This is a genomic window from Petrotoga sp. 9PWA.NaAc.5.4 (genome assembly GCF_002895485.1).
GTDB lineage: Bacteria > Thermotogota > Thermotogae > Petrotogales > Petrotogaceae > AZRK01.
Genome location: NZ_AZRK01000024.1, coordinates 1 through 19,169 on the forward strand (window position 1 = coordinate 1; position 19,169 = coordinate 19,169).

Annotated in this window: 14 protein-coding genes; 8 read left to right on the top strand and 6 right to left on the bottom strand. The window is 30.6% G+C overall.

From position 1 onward, the window contains the following. Positions 1–366: 366 nt before the first annotated feature. Positions 367–2,334, bottom strand: a complete 1,968-nt coding sequence (locus X924_RS07400; protein ID WP_121958293.1) for a TIM-barrel domain-containing protein — start codon at positions 2,332–2,334, stop codon at positions 367–369. Positions 2,335–2,977: 643 nt separating this feature from the next. Here X924_RS07400 and hutH point away from each other — a divergent pair. The 4 genes from hutH (at position 2,978) to hutI (ending at position 8,875) form a co-directional block, all read left to right on the top strand. Next, a complete protein-coding gene (hutH, locus tag X924_RS07405; RefSeq protein WP_121958294.1) occupies positions 2,978–4,504 on the top strand; it encodes a histidine ammonia-lyase in 1,527 nt (508 codons plus the stop codon). 29 nt (positions 4,505–4,533) lie between these two features. Then, positions 4,534–6,567 carry a urocanate hydratase gene (locus X924_RS07410; RefSeq protein ID WP_121958295.1) on the top strand — a complete coding sequence of 678 codons (2,034 nt, stop codon included), beginning with the start codon at positions 4,534–4,536 and terminating at the stop codon, positions 6,565–6,567. Between the two features lie 125 nt (positions 6,568–6,692). Then, complete coding sequence (gene ftcD, locus X924_RS07415) at positions 6,693–7,598, top strand: glutamate formimidoyltransferase (protein WP_121958296.1); 906 nt, start codon at positions 6,693–6,695, stop codon at positions 7,596–7,598. Further along, positions 7,595–8,875 carry an imidazolonepropionase gene (hutI, locus tag X924_RS07420; RefSeq protein WP_121958297.1) on the top strand — a complete coding sequence of 427 codons (1,281 nt, stop codon included), beginning with the start codon at positions 7,595–7,597 and terminating at the stop codon, positions 8,873–8,875. Before ftcD ends, hutI begins: the two co-directional genes overlap by 4 nt. 312 nt (positions 8,876–9,187) lie before the next feature. Here hutI and X924_RS07425 read toward each other — a convergent pair whose 3' ends face one another. Together X924_RS07425 and X924_RS07430 are read right to left on the bottom strand one after the other, a co-directional pair. Further along, entirely contained in the window at positions 9,188–9,934 is a 747-nt protein-coding gene (locus X924_RS07425; RefSeq protein ID WP_121958298.1) for an undecaprenyl-diphosphate phosphatase, read from the bottom strand. Between the two features lie 91 nt (positions 9,935–10,025). Further along, on the bottom strand, positions 10,026–11,243 hold the full coding sequence (locus tag X924_RS07430) for a uracil-xanthine permease family protein (RefSeq protein ID WP_121958299.1): 1,218 nt from the start codon (positions 11,241–11,243) through the stop codon (positions 10,026–10,028). Between the two features lie 663 nt (positions 11,244–11,906). On the opposite strand from X924_RS07430, the gene X924_RS07435 reads away from it, so the two are divergent. The 4 genes from X924_RS07435 (at position 11,907) to X924_RS07450 (ending at position 15,117) form a co-directional block, all read left to right on the top strand. After that, the gene (locus X924_RS07435) at positions 11,907–12,458 is read left to right on the top strand and encodes a hypothetical protein (protein WP_121958300.1); all 552 of its coding nucleotides are present in this window, start codon (positions 11,907–11,909) and stop codon (positions 12,456–12,458) included. 100 nt (positions 12,459–12,558) lie between these two features. Beyond that, positions 12,559–13,239, top strand: coding sequence for a 16S rRNA (cytidine(1402)-2'-O)-methyltransferase (gene rsmI / locus X924_RS07440; RefSeq protein WP_121958301.1), 681 nt, complete (start codon positions 12,559–12,561; stop codon positions 13,237–13,239). Then, positions 13,211–14,614 (top strand): exodeoxyribonuclease VII large subunit, encoded by a 1,404-nt coding sequence (gene xseA, locus X924_RS07445; RefSeq protein WP_158245349.1) that lies wholly within the window; start codon positions 13,211–13,213, stop codon positions 14,612–14,614. The genes rsmI and xseA overlap by 29 nt, the downstream gene beginning before the upstream one ends. 245 nt (positions 14,615–14,859) lie before the next feature. After that, positions 14,860–15,117, top strand: a complete 258-nt coding sequence (locus X924_RS07450) for a hypothetical protein (protein ID WP_121958303.1) — start codon at positions 14,860–14,862, stop codon at positions 15,115–15,117. A 24-nt stretch (positions 15,118–15,141) separates the two neighbouring features. Here X924_RS07450 and X924_RS07455 read toward each other — a convergent pair whose 3' ends face one another. Genes X924_RS07455 through X924_RS07465 form a run of 3 tightly spaced genes read right to left on the bottom strand, consistent with a single transcriptional unit; the run spans position 15,142 to position 18,835 of the window. Next, positions 15,142–17,460 (bottom strand): homocysteine S-methyltransferase family protein, encoded by a 2,319-nt coding sequence (locus X924_RS07455; protein WP_233186608.1) that lies wholly within the window; start codon positions 17,458–17,460, stop codon positions 15,142–15,144. Beyond that, positions 17,450–18,007: a methionine synthase gene (locus X924_RS07460; protein ID WP_121958305.1), complete on the bottom strand. Its 558-nt coding sequence runs from the start codon at positions 18,005–18,007 to the stop codon at positions 17,450–17,452. Before X924_RS07460 ends, X924_RS07455 begins: the two co-directional genes overlap by 11 nt. Positions 18,008–18,031: 24 nt before the next feature. Next, positions 18,032–18,835 (bottom strand): HAD-IIA family hydrolase, encoded by an 804-nt coding sequence (locus tag X924_RS07465; protein WP_121958306.1) that lies wholly within the window; start codon positions 18,833–18,835, stop codon positions 18,032–18,034. Between the last annotated feature and the right edge of the window lie 334 nt (positions 18,836–19,169).

The window sequence follows — 19,169 nt, forward strand, 5'->3', positions numbered from 1 at the left end:
CTTCTAAAGTCATTTTGTTTAGCAAATCTTCTACTCTGTCTTTTATATTATTGTTTATATCCTTACCTGTTTCGACTTTTTTATTGTTCATTTTTCTGCCTCCAAAAATTTTGTCTATTTTTCAAATTCAAATTGGAAAAACCTATCCCCCCATTTTAAAATTAAAAAACAATTAAAATATTAGTGATATTTAATTAATTTTAAAATTCACATTTCAATTATATAAAGTTAAATTGATTATTGCCGAATGTAAGTTTATTCAATCAACTAATAATATAAGTAATTATCTACCACTCTTTTTGATTATAGAGTTATTCCTTATTTTTTTGATTTTTTATTTGGCTATATCCACTTATTCGTAATATCCTACTTTTTTAAAAATGCAGGAATTTTATTTAAAGGAACATAGAATTCTATCCATTGTCCTCCTTCATATTCTTTGTCTCCAGAGAATTCTTTCCATTTTGCTCCTTTTGGTAAGTATACTTTTTTGTTTCTTTTTCCTTTTTCTGTTATTGGGGTTACCAATATATTTGGTCCAAACATGTATTGATCTCCTATTTCATATACTTTTTCATCTTCTGGAAAATCATAGAACATGGGTTTCATAATCGGTGTCCCTTCTTCATGGGCTTTTCTCATTTGTTCCATTATGTATGGTTTCATCTTTTCTCTTAGAAATAATAATTCTTTTATTATTTCATAAGTCTCTTCTCCATATGACCATACTTCATTTGGACCTCCTACTAAGTTCATTGGATCATCAGGTTCATTAGGATTCGGTTTTTCCCCTTTATATTTTCTGTTACCATGAAGCCTAAATATTGGTGAAAATACCCCAAATTGGAACCATCTTATTATTAATTCTCTGAACGTTGGATCATCTGGATCTCCACCATAGAATCCTCCTATGTCTGTTGTCCACCAAGGTATACCACATATCGCCATGTGTAACCCAGCTTTTATTTGATTCTTTAACGATTCAAATGTCGAGGGGATGTCTCCTGACCATACTACCGTTCCATATCTTTGCACTCCATGCCATGCACATCTTATGAGATTTACTATCTCATTTTCTCCTTCGCTTTTTACCCCATCATAGAATGTTTTGGCATAATAATATGGGTATATGTTACTTACCTCTAATCCGTTTCCTAAATAATATCTGACATTATCGTAATCGTATGTTTTCATCTCAGGTTCCGCTTCATCTAACCAAAACATCTTTATTCCATATTTATAATAGTTTTCTTTTACTTTGTTCCATACATATTTTTGCGATTCTGGGTTCATTGCATCAAAATGAGTACATGAGCCCCTGAATGTCATTAAGATGGGTTCGCTTCTTTCTGTTGTTACTAATAAGTTATTTTCTAACATTTCTTCAAAGTTTTCACTTTTTAAGTCTACCGTTGGCCATATGGAGACCATTAACTTTATTCCCAATTGGTTTAATTCGTCTACCATCGCTTTTGGATCGGGCCAATACTTTTTATCAAATCTCCATTCCCCTTGCATTGGCCAGTGAAAGAAATCTATCACTATAACAGATAAAGGTAATTCTCTTTTTTTATATTCTCTTGCTACGCTTAATAATTCTTCTTGTGTCCTGTACCTTAATTTGCATTGCCAAAATCCAGCTGCCCATTCTGGTAACATCGGTGATCTTCCGTATAATTTTGTGTACTTTTTTATTATTTCTTCTGGCGTTTCTCCATATATGATTAAATAATCTATTTGCTTTGTCCCTTCAGCTACCCATCGTGTGTAATTGTTTACTAACTCCGCTCTACCTATTGCAGGATTGTTCCATACTATTCCATAATTTCTGTTTGATAGTAAAAAGGGTATACTTATTTGTGTGTTTTTTTGAGCTAGTTCTAAAACACTTCCTTTGAGATTGAATTGTCCATTTGCATACTGACCCATCCCGTAGAACTTTTCTTCTTCGTAAGATTTAAATGTAAGTTGTATTTTGTATAGTTCGCTACTTATTGCTTTATATTCTCTTGCATGTAAAAGATCTGCATTGTTTACCCTTTTATCTATCCATAATTCTTCGAGTATCTTTTTTTCGTTTTCTTTTAAATAATTCACTGTTCCGTTTTCTAAAATTTCCGCTTTAATCTTTCCATTTGTTATAGTTGCTTTATTTTCCTTTATTTTAATATCACTTACTATCTCTTTTTGAGGCAGTAACGTCCAATTTTGTTCAATGATATCTTTGTTTAGAGTAGCTCTAAATCTCAAACAATCTTCACCATATGGTTCAATCAATATAGTTTCTCTTTTACTTTTTACCACTAATTGGTTTCTATTTTGAGTTATATGCATCAACAAATCTCCTTTTTAAAGAGATAAAATCACATTATTAAAAAAGTTACTTTTAGTTGATTGTATAAATTAATTTATAACCCAAATCTTATTCTTTTTTCGTGAAAATATTAATTTATTAAATAGTTTAATTGTATGTAAAATAATTATATATAATTTAACTTTTTAAGTCAAACTTTAGTTTATCCAATCAACTAATATTACGGGTGATTATAAACAATTATTTTTGTTTAGATAATATTTTCTTATTTTTTCTGAAAATTGTGAAAAATAATATTAAGAAAATAAAAGATTTTTGTTTTTAATTCAATTTGATTACTGTTAAACGATGCTGATCATTTTTATTTAGAAATGAGAAATTTTTTTCATGGTGTTATAATTTTATTGATATACGTTATTATTAATTCTAAGAATTTTAGAAATGATAGTTTTCAGAAAATAAGATTTTGAATTTAAAATGGCGTCAGGGCGGAACCCTCTTTCCATTGCCGGCTAAAAGTACCAAAAACTAAAGAGATTAAGAATTAGTAAGAGTTAGAAGTGGGGAGATATTTTGTAAAAAAATCAACGCTAAAACATACACATAATAAGAATTTTGTAATTTCTAAAGTGGGTATATTAATTCCATATGGAGGTCTTGAATTTGAACAAAGTTTGCATAGATGGAAACAATCTAACTATAGAAGATGTAATCAAAGTAGCGAGAAATTTTTTTCAGGTTGATTTAGATAATTCCGTTTTAAAAAAGATTGATGATTCAAGAAAAGTTGTTGATAAATTTGTGAAGGAAGAAAAAATTGTATATGGTGTAACTACAGGTTTCGGAGAACTTTGCAATATTTTTATATCTAACGACAAAGCAGAAATTCTTCAAAGAAATTTGATAAAAAGTCACGCATGTGGTGTTGGAAATCCTTTAGATATAGAAACTGTTAGAGCAATTATGTTATTAAGAGTCAATTCTTTGATAAAAGGATATTCTGGTATAAGGCTTTCAACTTTAAATACTTTAATTGAAATGATCAATAAGAAGGTACACCCTGTAATCCCTGAAAAAGGTTCATTAGGAGCAAGCGGGGATCTTGCTCCACTAGCACATATGGTTTTGCCCATGATAGGGGAAGGAGAAGCCTACTATAATGGTGAAAGGTTAAGTGGAAGAGAAGCAATGATATTAGCTGACATAGATACTGTTGATTTGATAGCAAAAGAAGGTCTTGCACTAATAAATGGAACACAAGTCATGACAGCTATAGCTGCTTTAAATATATATGATAGTATTGAACTTTCGAAAATAGCTGATATTGTTTCTTCTGTAACTTTTGAGTCATTAAATGGGATTATTGACGCTTTTGATGAAAAAGTGCACAAGCTAAGGCCTCATAAAGGCCAAATAAATACTGCCAGCAATTTAAGAAGAATATTGGAAAATAGTAATATGGTTTCTCGTCAAGGTCAATTAAGGGTCCAAGATGCATATTCTCTAAGATGCATACCACAAGTACACGGTGCATCCAAGGATTCTATAAACTATGTAAAAGATGTTGTAGAAACTGAAATGAATTCTGTGACAGATAATCCTTTAATTTTTACAAATGAGGAAGAAGTTATATCTGCAGGAAACTTTCATGGTCAACCGATAGCTTTAAGCATGGATTTTTTATCAATTGCCTTATCAGAAATTGCTAATATATCGGAAAGACGCATAGAAAGAATGGTGAACCCAACTCTTAGTGGGCTGTCTCCATTTTTAATCGAAAAAAGTGGTTTAAATTCTGGCTTTATGCTCGTTCAATATTCGGCTGCATCGTTGGTTTCAGAAAATAAAATTCTTTCACATCCTGCAAGTGTTGATTCTATACCTTCTTCTGCGAACCAAGAAGATCATGTTTCAATGGGTACAATCGCAGCACGAAAAACAAGAAATATTCTTAACAATGTAAGAAAGGTTCTTGCAATGGAGTTATTGTGTGCTTGCCAAGCTCTTGATTTACGAGGAATAAAAGGATTAGGAAAAGGTACAAAAATAGTTTATGAAATGATTAGAGAACAAATTCCAAAAATTACAGAAGACAAAATCATGTACGTAGATATCAATAAATGTGAAGAAATATTGAAATCTGGAAATGTTGTAAAAGAAGTGGAAAAAGAAATAGGTAAATTAGAATAACGAATTTGAAAAAAAGGAGGAAAAACATTATGATCAACAATTTCGATATTTCTGATGCAATGATTATTAAATTAGATGATAAACTACCAGAAATGCCTAAATTTATCGAAGGTATCAGAAGAGCTCCTAAAAGGCCATTAAATCTTTCAAGACATGAAATTGAGATAGCTCTTGAAAACGCGTTGAGGTATATTCCAGAAAGTTTGCATAAAAAATTAGCACCAGAATTTTTAGAAGAATTGGTTACTCGTGGAAGAATTTACGGTTACAGATATCGACCTGAGGGAAATATTAAAGCCAAACCCATAGACGAATATAATGGAAGATGCATAGAAGGAAAAGCCTTTCAAGTTATGATAGATAACAATTTGGATTTCGATGTAGCCTTATATCCATACGAATTAGTAACCTATGGTGAAACAGGTCAAGTATGTCAAAATTGGATGCAATATAGATTGATAAAAAAATACCTTGAAGTTTTAAGCGATGAGCAAACTTTGGTTGTTGCCTCTGGTCATCCTTTAGGATTATTTCGATCTACAAAAAATAGTCCAAGGGTAATAATCACAAACGCTTTGATGGTAGGAATGTACGATGATCAAGAACATTGGATCAAAGCACAAGCTATGGGAGTAGCAAATTATGGTCAAATGACAGCAGGTGGTTGGATGTACATCGGGCCTCAAGGCATCGTTCACGGTACTTACAACACTTTATTAAATGCCGGTAGACTGAAATTAGGAATCCCACAAGATGGTGATTTAAAGGGCCATTTGTTTGTAAGTTCTGGACTTGGAGGAATGAGTGGTGCTCAAGCAAAGGCAATAGAAATAGCAAGAGGCGTTGGTATAATAGCTGAAGTTGATTATTCAAGGATAGAAACACGACTAAAACAAGGGTGGATAAAAACTGTAAGCGATAATTTGGATGAAATATTTGATCTCACTTTTAAACACTTAGAAAATAAAGACCCCTTCTCAATAGCATACTATGGAAATATAGTAGATTTACTTGAATATATAGTAAATAAAGGCATAAAAGTAGATTTACTCTCTGATCAAACATCCTGTCACGCTGCTTATGAAGGAGGATACTGTCCTCAGGACTTAACTCACGAAGAAATGAATATATTGTTAGAAGAAGATAGAAACAAATTCGTTGAATTAGTAAATAAATCTTTGAAACACCACTTTGAATTAATAAAATTACTTGTTGAAAGGGGTACTTACTTCTTTGACTATGGAAATAGTTTTATGAAAGCTGTTTTCGATGCGGGAGTAAAAGAAATAGCGAAAAACGGAAGGGATGAAAGTGAAGGATTTATTTTTCCTTCCTACGTCGAAGATATAATTGGACCTGTGTTGTTCGATTATGGTTATGGACCTTTCAGATGGGTTTGTTTAAGTGGAAAGAAAGAAGACTTGTTAAAAACAGATAAAGCAGCTATGGAATGTATAAACCCAAACAGAAGAGGTCAAGATAGAGATAATTATATTTGGATCAGAGATGCAGATAAAAACAATCTTGTAGTAGGAACTCAAGCTAGAATTCTTTACCAAGATGCTTTGGGTAGAATGAATATAGCTCTTAAATTTAACGATATGGTTAGAAAAGGAGAAGTGGGACCCATCATGATTGGAAGAGACCATCATGACGCCGGAGGTGCCGATTCGCCTTTTAGAGAGACTTCAAATATTAAAGATGGAAGCAATATAATGGCAGACATGGCAACACATGATTTTGCAGGAAATGCAGCAAGAGGAATGAGTTTAGTGACGCTTCACAATGGTGGAGGTGTAGGAATAGGCAAGGCCATAAATGGAGGGTTTGGCTTAGTTTTAGATGGAAGTGAAAGAGTTGATAAGATAATAAAAGATGCTATAGCTTGGGATGTAATGGTAGGAGTTGCAAGAAGATCGTGGGCACGAAACACGGCCTCTATAGAAACTTGCATAGAATACAATAAAGAATTTAAAAACAGTGACCACATAACTTTACCCTTTATAGCAAACAAGGATATGATAAAAGATTTGGTTAATGAATATTATAATAAGCTTTTTTAACTTTAAAAATGATTATTTTTTATAGAAAATAAGCTTTTGAATTTAAAATGTTTCGAGGCTGAGTACTATTTCCCAGATTTTAAAATTTTAAAATGATTATGATAAGTTAAATTGGAGGAATAAAAGTGAAAAAATTGATAGAATGTATCCCAAATTTCAGTGAAGGAAGAGATAAAGAAAAGATAGAACGTATCGTTGATGAAATTAGAAAACAAAATGGAATTAAATTGTTGAATTATTCTTACGATAAAGACCATAATAGGAGTGTCGTCACCTTTGTTGGGGAACCCGAGGAAGTTATAGAAGCTGCTTTCAATAGCTGCAAAAAAGCATGTGAGTTGATCGATTTGAGAATACACAAAGGAGAACATCCTCGAATGGGAGCAACCGATGTTATACCCTTAGTACCTATAAAAAACGTTACTATGCAAGAGTGCATAGAATATTCAAAAACATTAGCAAAAAGAATAGCTGAGGAATTAAATATTCCAGTATTTTTATATGAAAAATCAGCTATGACTCCTGAAAGAGAGGATCTATCAAATATAAGGAAAGGCGAATTTGAAGGAATGTTTGAAAAAATGAAAAAAGAAGAATGGAAACCAGATTATGGTCAGGATAAGCCACATGAAAGTGCTGGAGTCACAGCAGTCGGAGCACGAATGCCTTTAATTGCTTTCAACATTAACTTAAACACGAATAATATAGAAGTAGCCAAAAAGATAGCAAAAGCCGTTCGAGGAAAAAGTGGAGGATTTAAATATTGTAAATCTCTCGCATTTGAGATCAAAGAAAGAAATATTGTACAAGTCTCGATGAACATGGTAGACTATACAAAGACACCTCTTTATAGAGTCTTTCAAGTAATAGAAAACGAAGCAAATAGATATGGTGTTAGTGTAATTGGAAGTGAAATTGTTGGATTGATTCCATTGAATGCAATTGCGGACATAGCAGATTATTTTTTGAAACTCGAAAATTTTAATTACGACCAGATTTTAGAGAATCAAATTTATGGTGATGAACTATGAAAAAAGAGGAAGCTACGTTAGTTCTTAAAAATATTTCAAACTTAATAACTTTAAAAGGTCCCAATAGAGCAAGAATAAAAAGAGAGATGTCAGAAACGGGATTAATTAACAACGGAATTATCGCAGTAAAAAATGACAAAATAATATATGTTGGACAAGGTACCTTACCTAAAAATATAAAAACAACGGCTGAAACAAAAATAATTGATTGCAAAGGAAAAACTGTAACTCCAGGACTAATTGACTCACATACACATTTAATACATGCGGGCTCAAGAGAATATGAACTTTTTGAAAAAATAAAGGGTATAAAATACTTGGAAATTCTTGAATCAGGTGGAGGAATCTATGATACCGTTGAGGCTACTAAAAAAGCATCTTTTAAGGAATTATACGAAAAAGCCGAAAAAAGTCTAAATATAATGCTAAGTTATGGAGTTACTACTATAGAAGCAAAAAGTGGTTATGGGCTCGATGATTTTGAAACAGAATTAAAGCAATTGGAAGTTATGAAAGAGTTGAACAAAAACCACCCTGTAGACATAGTACCTACTTTTTTAGGAGCCCATGCTGTTCCTAAAAAATATAGAAACAACAGTGACGATTTTGTTGAAAAACTATTAAAAGAAATGATTCCATTCGTTTCTGAAAAAAGGTTAGCTAAATTTTGTGATGTGTTTTGTGAAAAAGGAGTATTTACAGTAGAGCAAAGTAGAAAAATTCTATCAGAAGCTAAAAAATTTGGGTTACTTCCTAAAATTCATGCAGACGAAATAGAAAGTACTGGAGGTGCTGAATTAGCAGCTGAATTAGGTTGTATATCAGGTGATCATTTGGTAGGAGCAAGCTATAATGGTTTAAAAATGATGGCAGAAAAAGGAGTAATTGCAAATCTCTTACCTACAACTACATTTTTTCTTCAAAGTGAAAAATATGCAAAAGCAAGAAAAATGATTGATTTAGGAATACCTGTTACACTTTCTACAGACTATAATCCTGGAAGTTCTCCCACAGAAAATCTACAATTAGTAATGAGTTTTGGAGCCATTAAATTAAATATGACACCGCAAGAAATAATTAATTCTGTGACTATAAATGCTGCTGCTTCCTTAAAACTGGAAAATCAAGTTGGAAGTATTGATGAAGGAAAAAATGCTGATATATCAATTTTTGACACACCAAGTTTAGAGTATTTAATATATCATTTTGGGATAAATCATACTTATATGGTTATAAAAAATGGGAAAATAGTATATAATAAAAATCCCATCCTATAAAATAAGATAAATGTATTTAATATTTACATAGCATTTACTTAATATTAACTATAAAATATGAATAACTCTTGACAATATTCTAAAAATGTGATATTATTTTAATAAGGATCTGAGAGAAGGGGTGTTGAAGTAGTAAGAAAGGGTGCTCAGATTCTCAATTGCCCCTTTAGAACGGGGTGAGAGTTGTAGGTTAAGGAAGGTGTAGTGTGTTTAGTAACGGGAGTGTTGTTACATGGGGTTCCTGCATGGCTACGCAAAGATAAAGAGTAAAACCTTGCGTATGATGTGTAGCTTGCAGGAACCCATTTTTGTTTATATTACAACAATTGTCAATATTCCAACTATAAAACAATAATAAGAAAAATATTTTAGTTTTCCTGCTATAACTGTTTTTTGAAGTAAAAATAATCCAAATAATCCTGCTATAAAAGCCGATAAAGTTCCTATTATAATTGAGAAATCAAAATAAACTTGGTTAATTTCTAATATTCCTGCTCCAAATGTAACCGGTAAACTCATTAAAAAGGAATATTTGACTGCATCTTCTCTTTTTGTCTTCATTAATAATGCTCCAAATAAAGTTGCACCACTTCTTGAAATTCCCGGGAAGATCGCTATTGCTTGCATTATACCTATAATCAAGGCATCTATATAAGAGATTTCTCTCAAAGTTTTCTTTCCTTTTAAAGAATCGGAAATAAATAACAATATTCCAGTTATCAACAAAAAAATGCCTACAAGAGTAGTTGAAGAAAAAGCACTTTCAATCTTTGATTCCACTGTAAAACCAACTAAAACTGCCGGTATAGAAGAAACTATCAACTTCATAATTAAAGAAAGAGACGACTTTTCCCATTTGAACAATCCAACAATTAAACCGATTACTTCTTTCCACACAAAAATCAATACCGCAAAAAAAGTTGCCAAATGGAGAAGAGCGAAATAGGGTACATTCGTCTCTATCTCCATAAAATTAGAGAAAATTACTAAGTGTCCCGAACTTGAAACAGGTAAAAACTCCGTCAAACCCTGAACAATACCGAGTATAATGTTTTTCATCGTGTGAATTACCCCCTGAGACCTAAATATTTATTCAATGATAAAAATTATATCAAAAATTTTTCATTAGTACAATTTTTTATAGTTTCTTTCAATCTTCTGCTACTTTAACTAATTTTTCTTCTTTTCTTTTTTCGCTTTTAGTCAAAAGTTTGTTAGGTAAGATCAAATTCAAAACGATTCCTACAAGTGAACTAAGTGCTACTCCCGCCATTTCGAAGGTGCCTACCTTAATTTTCACTCCTCCAAGACCTATGGTTAACATTATAGCAATTATCATCAATACTTTTGGGTTATCGAAATTTACTCTTGATTTGGCAAGTGTCTTTACTCCCACTGAAGCTATCATACCAAAAAGTATAAAACTAACTCCTCCTATTACTGCATTTGGAATTGTTTGAAGAAATAAACCCGCATGATTGAAAAAAGAAAATATTATTGCAAGAACAGCTGCTATTCTTAAAGTTTGAGGATTATAATTTTTTGTAACTGCTAATACACCAGTATTTTCTCCGTATGTTGTATTAGGAACCGATCCTATAAAACCTGCAACCATAGTAGCTAAACCATCTCCTATGAGTGTTCTATTTAAACCAGGATCTTTTATAAAATCTTTTCCAACTACATTTCCATTTGTTGTAATATCTCCAATATGTTCCATAAAAGTAGCAAGTACTACTGGAGCGATCATTAATATTGCGTCTAATCTAAATTTTGGGAGAATAAAATTAGGGATTCCAAATATCATATCTGTTTGTAACAATGAAAAATCAACTGTCCCAGATATTGCGGCAACCATATAACCTGCGAATATTCCTAAAATTACTGATAGATTACTCAAAAAACCTTTTGTTAAAGTCGCAATCAACAAAGCAGTTGTTAGTGAAACTAAAGCAATTCCCCAATTTTCAGATGCCATACTTACTGCAGTTGGCGCAAGAGTCATACCTATTATAATGATCATTGTACCAATTACATACGGTGGAAAAAGTTTTGAAACTTTATCAATCCCTACTTTTTTCACAATTAACGCAAATAATAAGTACAAAGAACCCGCTACTATTACCCCACCTGCTGCATACGCATAATCACCAGTTTGTGAAAAAACAGCGATCAAAGGAGCTATAAATGCGAAACTTGAACCCAAAAATACAGGAACTTTAAATTTCGTACAAAAATGAAATATTAAAGTTCCAACACCGGCAGAAAATAAAGCAACTTTTGGATCTAATCCTACTAATAAAGGAACAAGAACAGTTGCACCAAAAGCAGCTAACAAATGTTGAAATCCTAAGATGAAGTTTTTCATAAAATCCCTCCTGTTAAGTAATTTTACCCACTTTATAAATTATAAAAACCTTATTTTATGTATGTTTTAACGTTAAATTTTTTATAAAATACCTCCATAACTCTAATCCTTACTAAATATGAATTTTAAACTTTTTCGTTACTTGTAATGAAGGAAAAGATAGAGAGTTTTGCCCCAAAATCCTTATAAATTCAAATGCTTGTTTCTAAATCCCTAAGTAATTTCTTCACTTATTTTATTTTAAAAATTCTAATTTTGATTAACCGATTTTACTTTCAAGACTTTCGGTATCTTGAATCAAAAGATTTAGAAAAATTCTTTAATTTCGACTCAAAAAAATACCTGCCTTTTAAAAAAGACAGGTATTTTTAAAATCGCGTAAACTCTCAAGATTTTTTTCTTGATTTAAGATAAATTTAATGGGATTTTTTTGTTTTTTATTTATTTTTGATATACATTGTATAATCAAATTTTCTCACCCCTATATCTTGGGTTATTTTATCATAACTTTCTTTTATTTTATTTTATCAAAAAGTAAAAATTAAATATAAAATATATCTTTTTGGTTAATGAATTTGATTAGAAAAGATTATCAAGCAGATTCCTAATAAATCTGATATAATAGAATTAGATTAATTCTAAGAAATAACGAAGGAGATAAAATTGCAAATAGAAAATGAAAAAAAATACAGGATTAAAAACGAATATACTTTTAAAAAGATAATATCCAAAAGTTTTCAAAAATCGCTTATCTTTCAGTGGTATGATGAAAATGGTGTGAGAACAAGGTTGGAAAAGAAAGACATAGAAGAAATTTGGACTTTAAATATTAAAAAAGAGTTAGAAAAAGGTATCAGAGAAGAGGAAGAAAAGCTTTTAAATTCTAAGGAAGTAAATTTAGATAAATTAAAATCTCAACGAATGGTAATTAAAAACAGATATCTTTTGAATAGTGACCCTGAAATAATAGTAGATGAAATATTAAATCCAAATAATTGCATAAAATACAAAAAAGCACTTTCTAAAATAAAGTACCTTTTAGAAATAGAAGAAAAAAGCAAAAAAGTAGATTTAGATAAGTTTTTGAGATCTTTCCTTGAAGAATTATATAATGATTTGGAAGATTTGACATATCAAGATGGCTACAATAACTCAGATTTTGCTGGAGAACACAACTGTGATTTGTATAATATTATAAAAGGAATAAATGAATAAAATTTTTGAGTATCTTTTACCCTTTATAGTTAAAGATTTTCGAAAAACGATGGGCTGAATTAAGCGGTTTTTGTTCGAGGGATTTTCCAAGGAGGGAAGTATGGGAAAACTTGTTTTAGTAGGAACTCCCATAGGTAATTTAGAAGACATAACTTTAAGAGCTTTAAAAATCTTAAAAGAAGCTGATTTGATAATAGCAGAAGATACAAGAATCACTTTGAAATTAATTAATCATTATGATTTAGGCAAAAAAGAATTATTTTCTTTTAACGAAGCGAGTTCAGAAAGAAAAATTGATGAAGCAATAAACTTAATAAAAAATCATAATCTCACAGCGTTAGTAACGGATGCAGGAATGCCGGTTGTAGCAGATCCCGGTTTTAATTTAGTAGATAAATGTTGGAAAGAAAGAATTGAAGTGGATATTGCTCCTGGTCCTTCCGCCGTCACAACCGCTTTAGCTGTAAGTGGTTTTCCTGGATCAAAGTTTTTATCCCTTGGTTTTCTTCCAAGAGATAAAAAATTGAGAAGACTTTTAAAAGAAATAAAGGAGATAAACTATCCAATAGTATTTTTTGAATCTCCCAATAGAATATTAAAGACACTCAAAGAGATTTACGAAAGTTTTGGAGATATTGACATATTTATTGCAAGGGAGATAACAAAAATTTATCAGGAATTTTTTAAAGGAACGATCACTGAGGGAATATATCTATTAGAGAATAAGGGTGAAGTGAAAGGAGAGCTAACTGTTGTTATTTCAACAACCCGAAGAATTTAAATTTGGTTCTATTCAAGAGTTAATTGAATATTTAAACGATATTTTTGTAAATTCGCCTCTTTATGCTCAAGAAATTGAAGTTATAGGAGATATAACTCATTCTCGTTATAGCAAAACAGGTGATTTATACATAGAATTATCTCAACAGGTAGGAAATTCAAATTATTCAATAACTATATACTTTAATCGAACATTAGTGAGTTATGTTCTCCAACATTGTCAAGTTGAAAATGAAAAAGAATTGGTAAATAAGCGTTGGAGATTTCAAGGCAAAGTAAGCTTTTGGAAAAGAGATGCAAGATATACAATAATAGGAGATTCTATCATACCTATAGGTGATTCAGAGATTGAAAAGAAAAGAAAGGAAATACTTAAAGTATTGGAAAAGCATAAATTACTCAGAACCATTGAACATGACCTAATAGAATTAGAGCCTATTAAAAAAATTGCGGTAATTTCTTCTCCTACGGCTGCAGGTTTTGGAGATTTCCAAAAAAATATCAGTCATGCAAGGTATATACCTATAGTACATTTATACGAAGCTCCAATGCAAGGAGCAGATACAGTTCCTGGCATAAAACGTGCGTTACTTGCAATATCAAAATCAAAAATAAATTATGATGTCGTCGTTATAATTAGAGGTGGTGGTTCTAAAAGTGATTTGATGTACTTTGATGATTTAGAATTGGGCTACCTAATAGCCAAGTTTAACGAAAAGATTCCTGTTTTGACAGGGATAGGCCACGAACAAGATTCTACTATTCCTGATTATGTAAGTTGGAAGAATTATTCAACTCCAACTGAGGTTTCCAGAGATATTGTAAATCAAATAAACACATATACAGATAACATCGAAACACTTGAAAAGACTATAATATTAACTTTTAATTCGATCAGCTCAAAAACAGAAGCTTTACTTTCTTACAATACTTTAAACAATATAAAATATTATTTAGGAAAAGAAATAACAACCAATTCCAAAAAAATTAGCGATACATACCAAAGAATAAATAACTTAGTTAATATAATATTTGAAAATAGTGAAAAAGAAGCCAATATAAGCAAAATTTCAGAGATCCAAAGATTTTTAGATTATTATATTAGAAGTTATATTCAAAACTTAGAATCTAAAAGCTCTACTATAATATCTCAAATGAAAAATACATTTGAAGTTTCTGAAAGAAAATTAATAACTACTTTTCAAGATTTAACGAGATCGAGCCCATTTGCAGCATTTTTGAATAATGGAGTATTGGTTAAAAAAGGTGAAGAAATAGTAGACAGCATAAAAAACCTTAACGAAAAAGACGAAGTGAAATTAATATTCAAAGACGGAGAAGCGGAGGCAGAAATTCAAAAAACTGAAAAATGGTAAATATTTAGGTACTTTAGAAATGAAAATTTTCAGAAAATAAGCATTTGAATTTAAAATGGGTCCAGGGCGGAGCCCCCTTCCATCTCTCGGTACAAGTACCGAAAAAGTTAAAAGAATTAAGAATTAGTAAAGATTAAAGCTATGGAGGTATTTTTGAAAAAATTTAAAACTAAAATATTGACAAAACTTAAGTTTTAAAATTTTTAAAGTAAGTAAATGGTAAATATTAGATGTGAGGTGTGAAAATGCAAGACATAATAAAGTTGACAGAAAAAGAGATCAAAGAAATGAGCTTCAAAAAACAACTGGAACTACTTGAAAGAATTAACGATTACTTTCAAAATGAACAAGAAGACTTGGATATAGAAAATGCTCTTGAGATTTATAAAAAAGCATTAGAAATACTTACTTACGCTCGAGAAAAATTAATCACCTTGAAGGAAGAAAAAATACAAATCGATGCAAAATACGAAAAGATAAAAAATCAATTAACAGGTGAATAAAACAATTTAGGGTGAATTAGATACTTAATTCACCCATTCTTTACAAATTCTAAGACCTTCACTTGCATCCTTTGCATACGCATCGCATCCAAACGTTTCTGCTAATTTTTTATTCATAGAAGCCCCACCGGCAATTACCTTAACTTTTATATTTAAAGGTTTTAATGTTTTTACAACTTCTTCTATTTTACCAACCGTAGTAGTCATCATTGCAGATAATCCCAGAATTTCTGGTTTATACTTTTTAACCGCTTCTACTATTGCTGAACTTTCAACATCTTTTCCAAGATCAATTACTTCAAAATTACCGCTCCTTAAGACCGAGGCTACTATATTTTTGCCTATATCGTGTATATCGCCTTCTACAGTTGCTAATACTACTTTTGCTCTCTTAAAAGTTGACTCAGGTATCATTTCGTTCAAGTAATCAAAAATTGGTTTTACTGTTTCTGCAGCTAAAAGTAATTCAGGGAGGTATAACTTTCCTTTCGAATACAAATCACCTATTTCCTGCATAGCTTTACCAAGAATATTTTGACTTACTTCTAAAGGATTTTTCGTTTCTAATTCTTCTTTTATTATTTTAAAAACATTTTCTTTATTACCGTTTAGAATGTTTCTTGTTAGCTCATTGTATTCTTCCGCCTTACTTTCAATAGAAATGTTGTTGTCTAACAAAAGATTACCTTTTAATGTGTTCATTAAAAATTCGTCTTCAGGATTCATAATTGCAGATGTTAAGCCAGAATAAATAGCTCTTGATAAAAAAGCGGCATTTATATAGTTTCTATTAGGAAGACCAAAACTTAAATTTGAAAGACCTATGACTGTATTAAACCCTTCTTTTGAAAATAGGTTTATAGCTTCTAAAATTATTTTTGGATCATTATTAGACGCCAAAGAAAGCACTAAAGGATCTATTATGAATCTATCTTTTTCAAAATTTCTTGATTGAATATATGACCATTTCCTTTGCAATAATTTAAACCGTTCTTCAGCAGTAGGTAAGATTTCTTTCTCAAGAGCTAAAATAATTAACAAACCACCATATTTTTCTATTAAATCTAATTTTCTGCCTAAATCTTTTTTCGTTAGTTTAGAAGAGTTAATGATAGGCCTTCCAGGATATTCTTTCAAAGCATATTCTAAAAAATCAATATTTTGTATATCAAAAGATATGGGAAATGATGAATATTTATCTAATTCTAAAATAACTCTTTTAAAATGTTCTTCGTTCAATACTTTTTCTATTCCTAAATTGAGATCAATTGCTGAAGAACCAGCTTGTTTCTGCGAGCTTGCTCTTTCTAAAACTCTTTTAAAATCAAAATTTTCTATCTCTTGCTGAAATTTTTGGTTACCAGCAGGATTTATTCTTTCTCCAATTACAGTAAAAGGTTTAAAATTCTTTAAATAAGTCCGCGAAGAATACATAACAGGTATATCTTTATATATTTTTTTTGGTCTTCTTTTTCCAACCATATTTTTTATAACCTTTATATGTTTTGGCGAAGTACCACAACAACCTCCAATAATATTTACTCCCAAATTGATATAATCTTCTACATATATTCCAAATATCTCAGGGCTCATTTTATACTCTAAAGTCTTTCCATCATAAATAGGTTTTCCCGCATTAGGTTCTACAGATAAAAATTTGTTGGTAGTAAAAGACAACTTTTGAAAAACATTCAAAAGTTCTTTCGGGCCTAAAGTACAATTTATACCTAAAACATCAACATCTAAATCATTGAATACATTTGAGAATATTTCAACTGAAGTACCAGTAACAGATCGAGCATTCTCTTCGAATGTCATATGCGCTATAACTGGTAGATCCTGTGTTATCTTTCTAATACCAAAAACAGCAGCTTTTAATTCTTTAATATCTGTCATAGTCTCTACTATGAATCCATCTACTCCAGCTTCATATAAAATTTTAGCTTGTAAATAATATTCATTTATGGCATCATCCATGGATATATTTCCCAAAGGTTCAGGATACTCGCCTAATGACGAAAGATCACCGAACACTAAAGTATCATTAAAAGTTGCTTTTCTAGCTATTTCTACCGCTTTAATATTTATTTTTTCAAACCACTGTGGTAGATCAAGCTGTTTTAATTTTATTCTGTTAGCGCTAAATGTATTTGTTAAAATGATGTCCGCACCTGATTCAACATACTCTTTTTGCAAATTTAAGACAACTTCAGGATATTTTAGGTTTAATAACTCCGCAGGAAGATCTCCAAATCCTCTTTTAATAAACTCTGTTCCATAACCACCATCTAATATTAATATTTTTTCGTTTAGCTTCTCAGCAAATTTTTTTCTATTCATCATACCACCCTATCATACAAACTGTACTTTTGCGAGGGAGCATAATCCCTGTAGTTTTATTTACAGTTACAATATCCGTTTTAAGTAAACTGTTTATTATATCCCAATTTTTTCTAATATCTATATCAGAATAACCTGGAGAAAAGCGCAAAGTTCCTTTCCCATATCGCGCTCTCAATTTTTTATCAAAAGAATCATTAAGAGCTTCTATAGCTTCTGAACCCCATGCATCCATAAGCATAGAAGTGAGAAGATTAGAATTTGAAATGTATTTATCTATTTCTTCACCTAAGCTTGAAACAAAAAACGTTATACTTTTAACTCCTTTAAAGCTTTTTGGAATCAAATCTTTTTCCATTTGGTCTATTCTAAAGGTATCATATATTAACTTAGGCTTTGATAACTTTAGCCCAATTTCATAAACCATGTTTATTTCTTCTTTAACTCTTTCATTTATGGATAATTGTGTTCCTTTAAACCCAGCTCTGAATAAATAATATCGTTTCTGCGGCATAATCTCATAGGTTTCTGGTAAATATAGATCAGACATATTTATACCTCTTTTTTAATTTTATCAATTCTCAAGAAAATCCGATAACTCACCTAAATGCTTCGCAACTAAGTCAGGTTTTATAGGAGAATTATTTAAATCTTCCAATTTTGCTTCTCCAGTTAAAACTAAAGCCGTAAGAGTTTTTGCCCTAATACCTATTAATATATCAGTGTAAAGCCTATCACCTACCATACAAGTCTCATACGGAAAAACTTTGAAACTGTCCATAATCATTTCTAATATTTTAGGTTCAGGTTTCCCAAATACAATGTCAGGTTCTTTATTACAAGCCTTTGAAATAGAGCTTGCTATTGCCGCAGTATCTGGAATAGGTCCATCTTCGCTGGGGCAATTCAAATCAGGATTTGTTGCGACGAAAAGAGCTCCCTTACTTACAAAAATAGAGGCTTTTGCAAGTTTTTCATAAGTCAACGTCTTATCAAAAGTTACAACAACAATTTGAGGAGATTCTTCTACAATTTCATGCCCAAATCTTTTATATTCTTCGATGATAGAAGGTGTTCCAACCAAATAAATCTTTTTTGCTCCAAATTCATTTTTTAAATACTCTGCTGTAGCAATCCCAGCTGTATATATTTCATTTTCTGTAATAGGATATCCTAATGAATCAAATTCTTCTAAATACTCTTTTTTAGATTTGTTCGAATTATTGGTTAAAAATACAAGTTTTTTATTGTGTTTTTTCAAAAGATTTGAAAATCTTTGAGCCCCCTCAACAAGTTTTTTACTGACATAAAATGTGCCATCTATATCTAAAACAAATAATTTTACTTTCTTTAGGCTTTTTATTTTGCCTTTGTCCATATATAAAAATCTCCTTATTTCTTATTTTATTACTTTCTCTAAAAATTTAAAACTTAAGTTTTGTCAACATGATGGTTTAAAATTTTTTCAAAAATACCTTCCCAATCACACACACCAAATTTTGCAATCTCATTCAATTACGCAAAGGTGCTTAATTTATTTTTCTATATTTTACCATATATTTTATTTAATGTCGTTCTTTTTATTTAACATACAATTAATAATTAGAATTGCTAATTTTATTTTGAAGTTTTACAATATTTTTTGGAATATTACTCTAATATCTAAGCTGCTTTGTTAAATCAATTTTTATAAAGTGAAAAGGAGATGATAA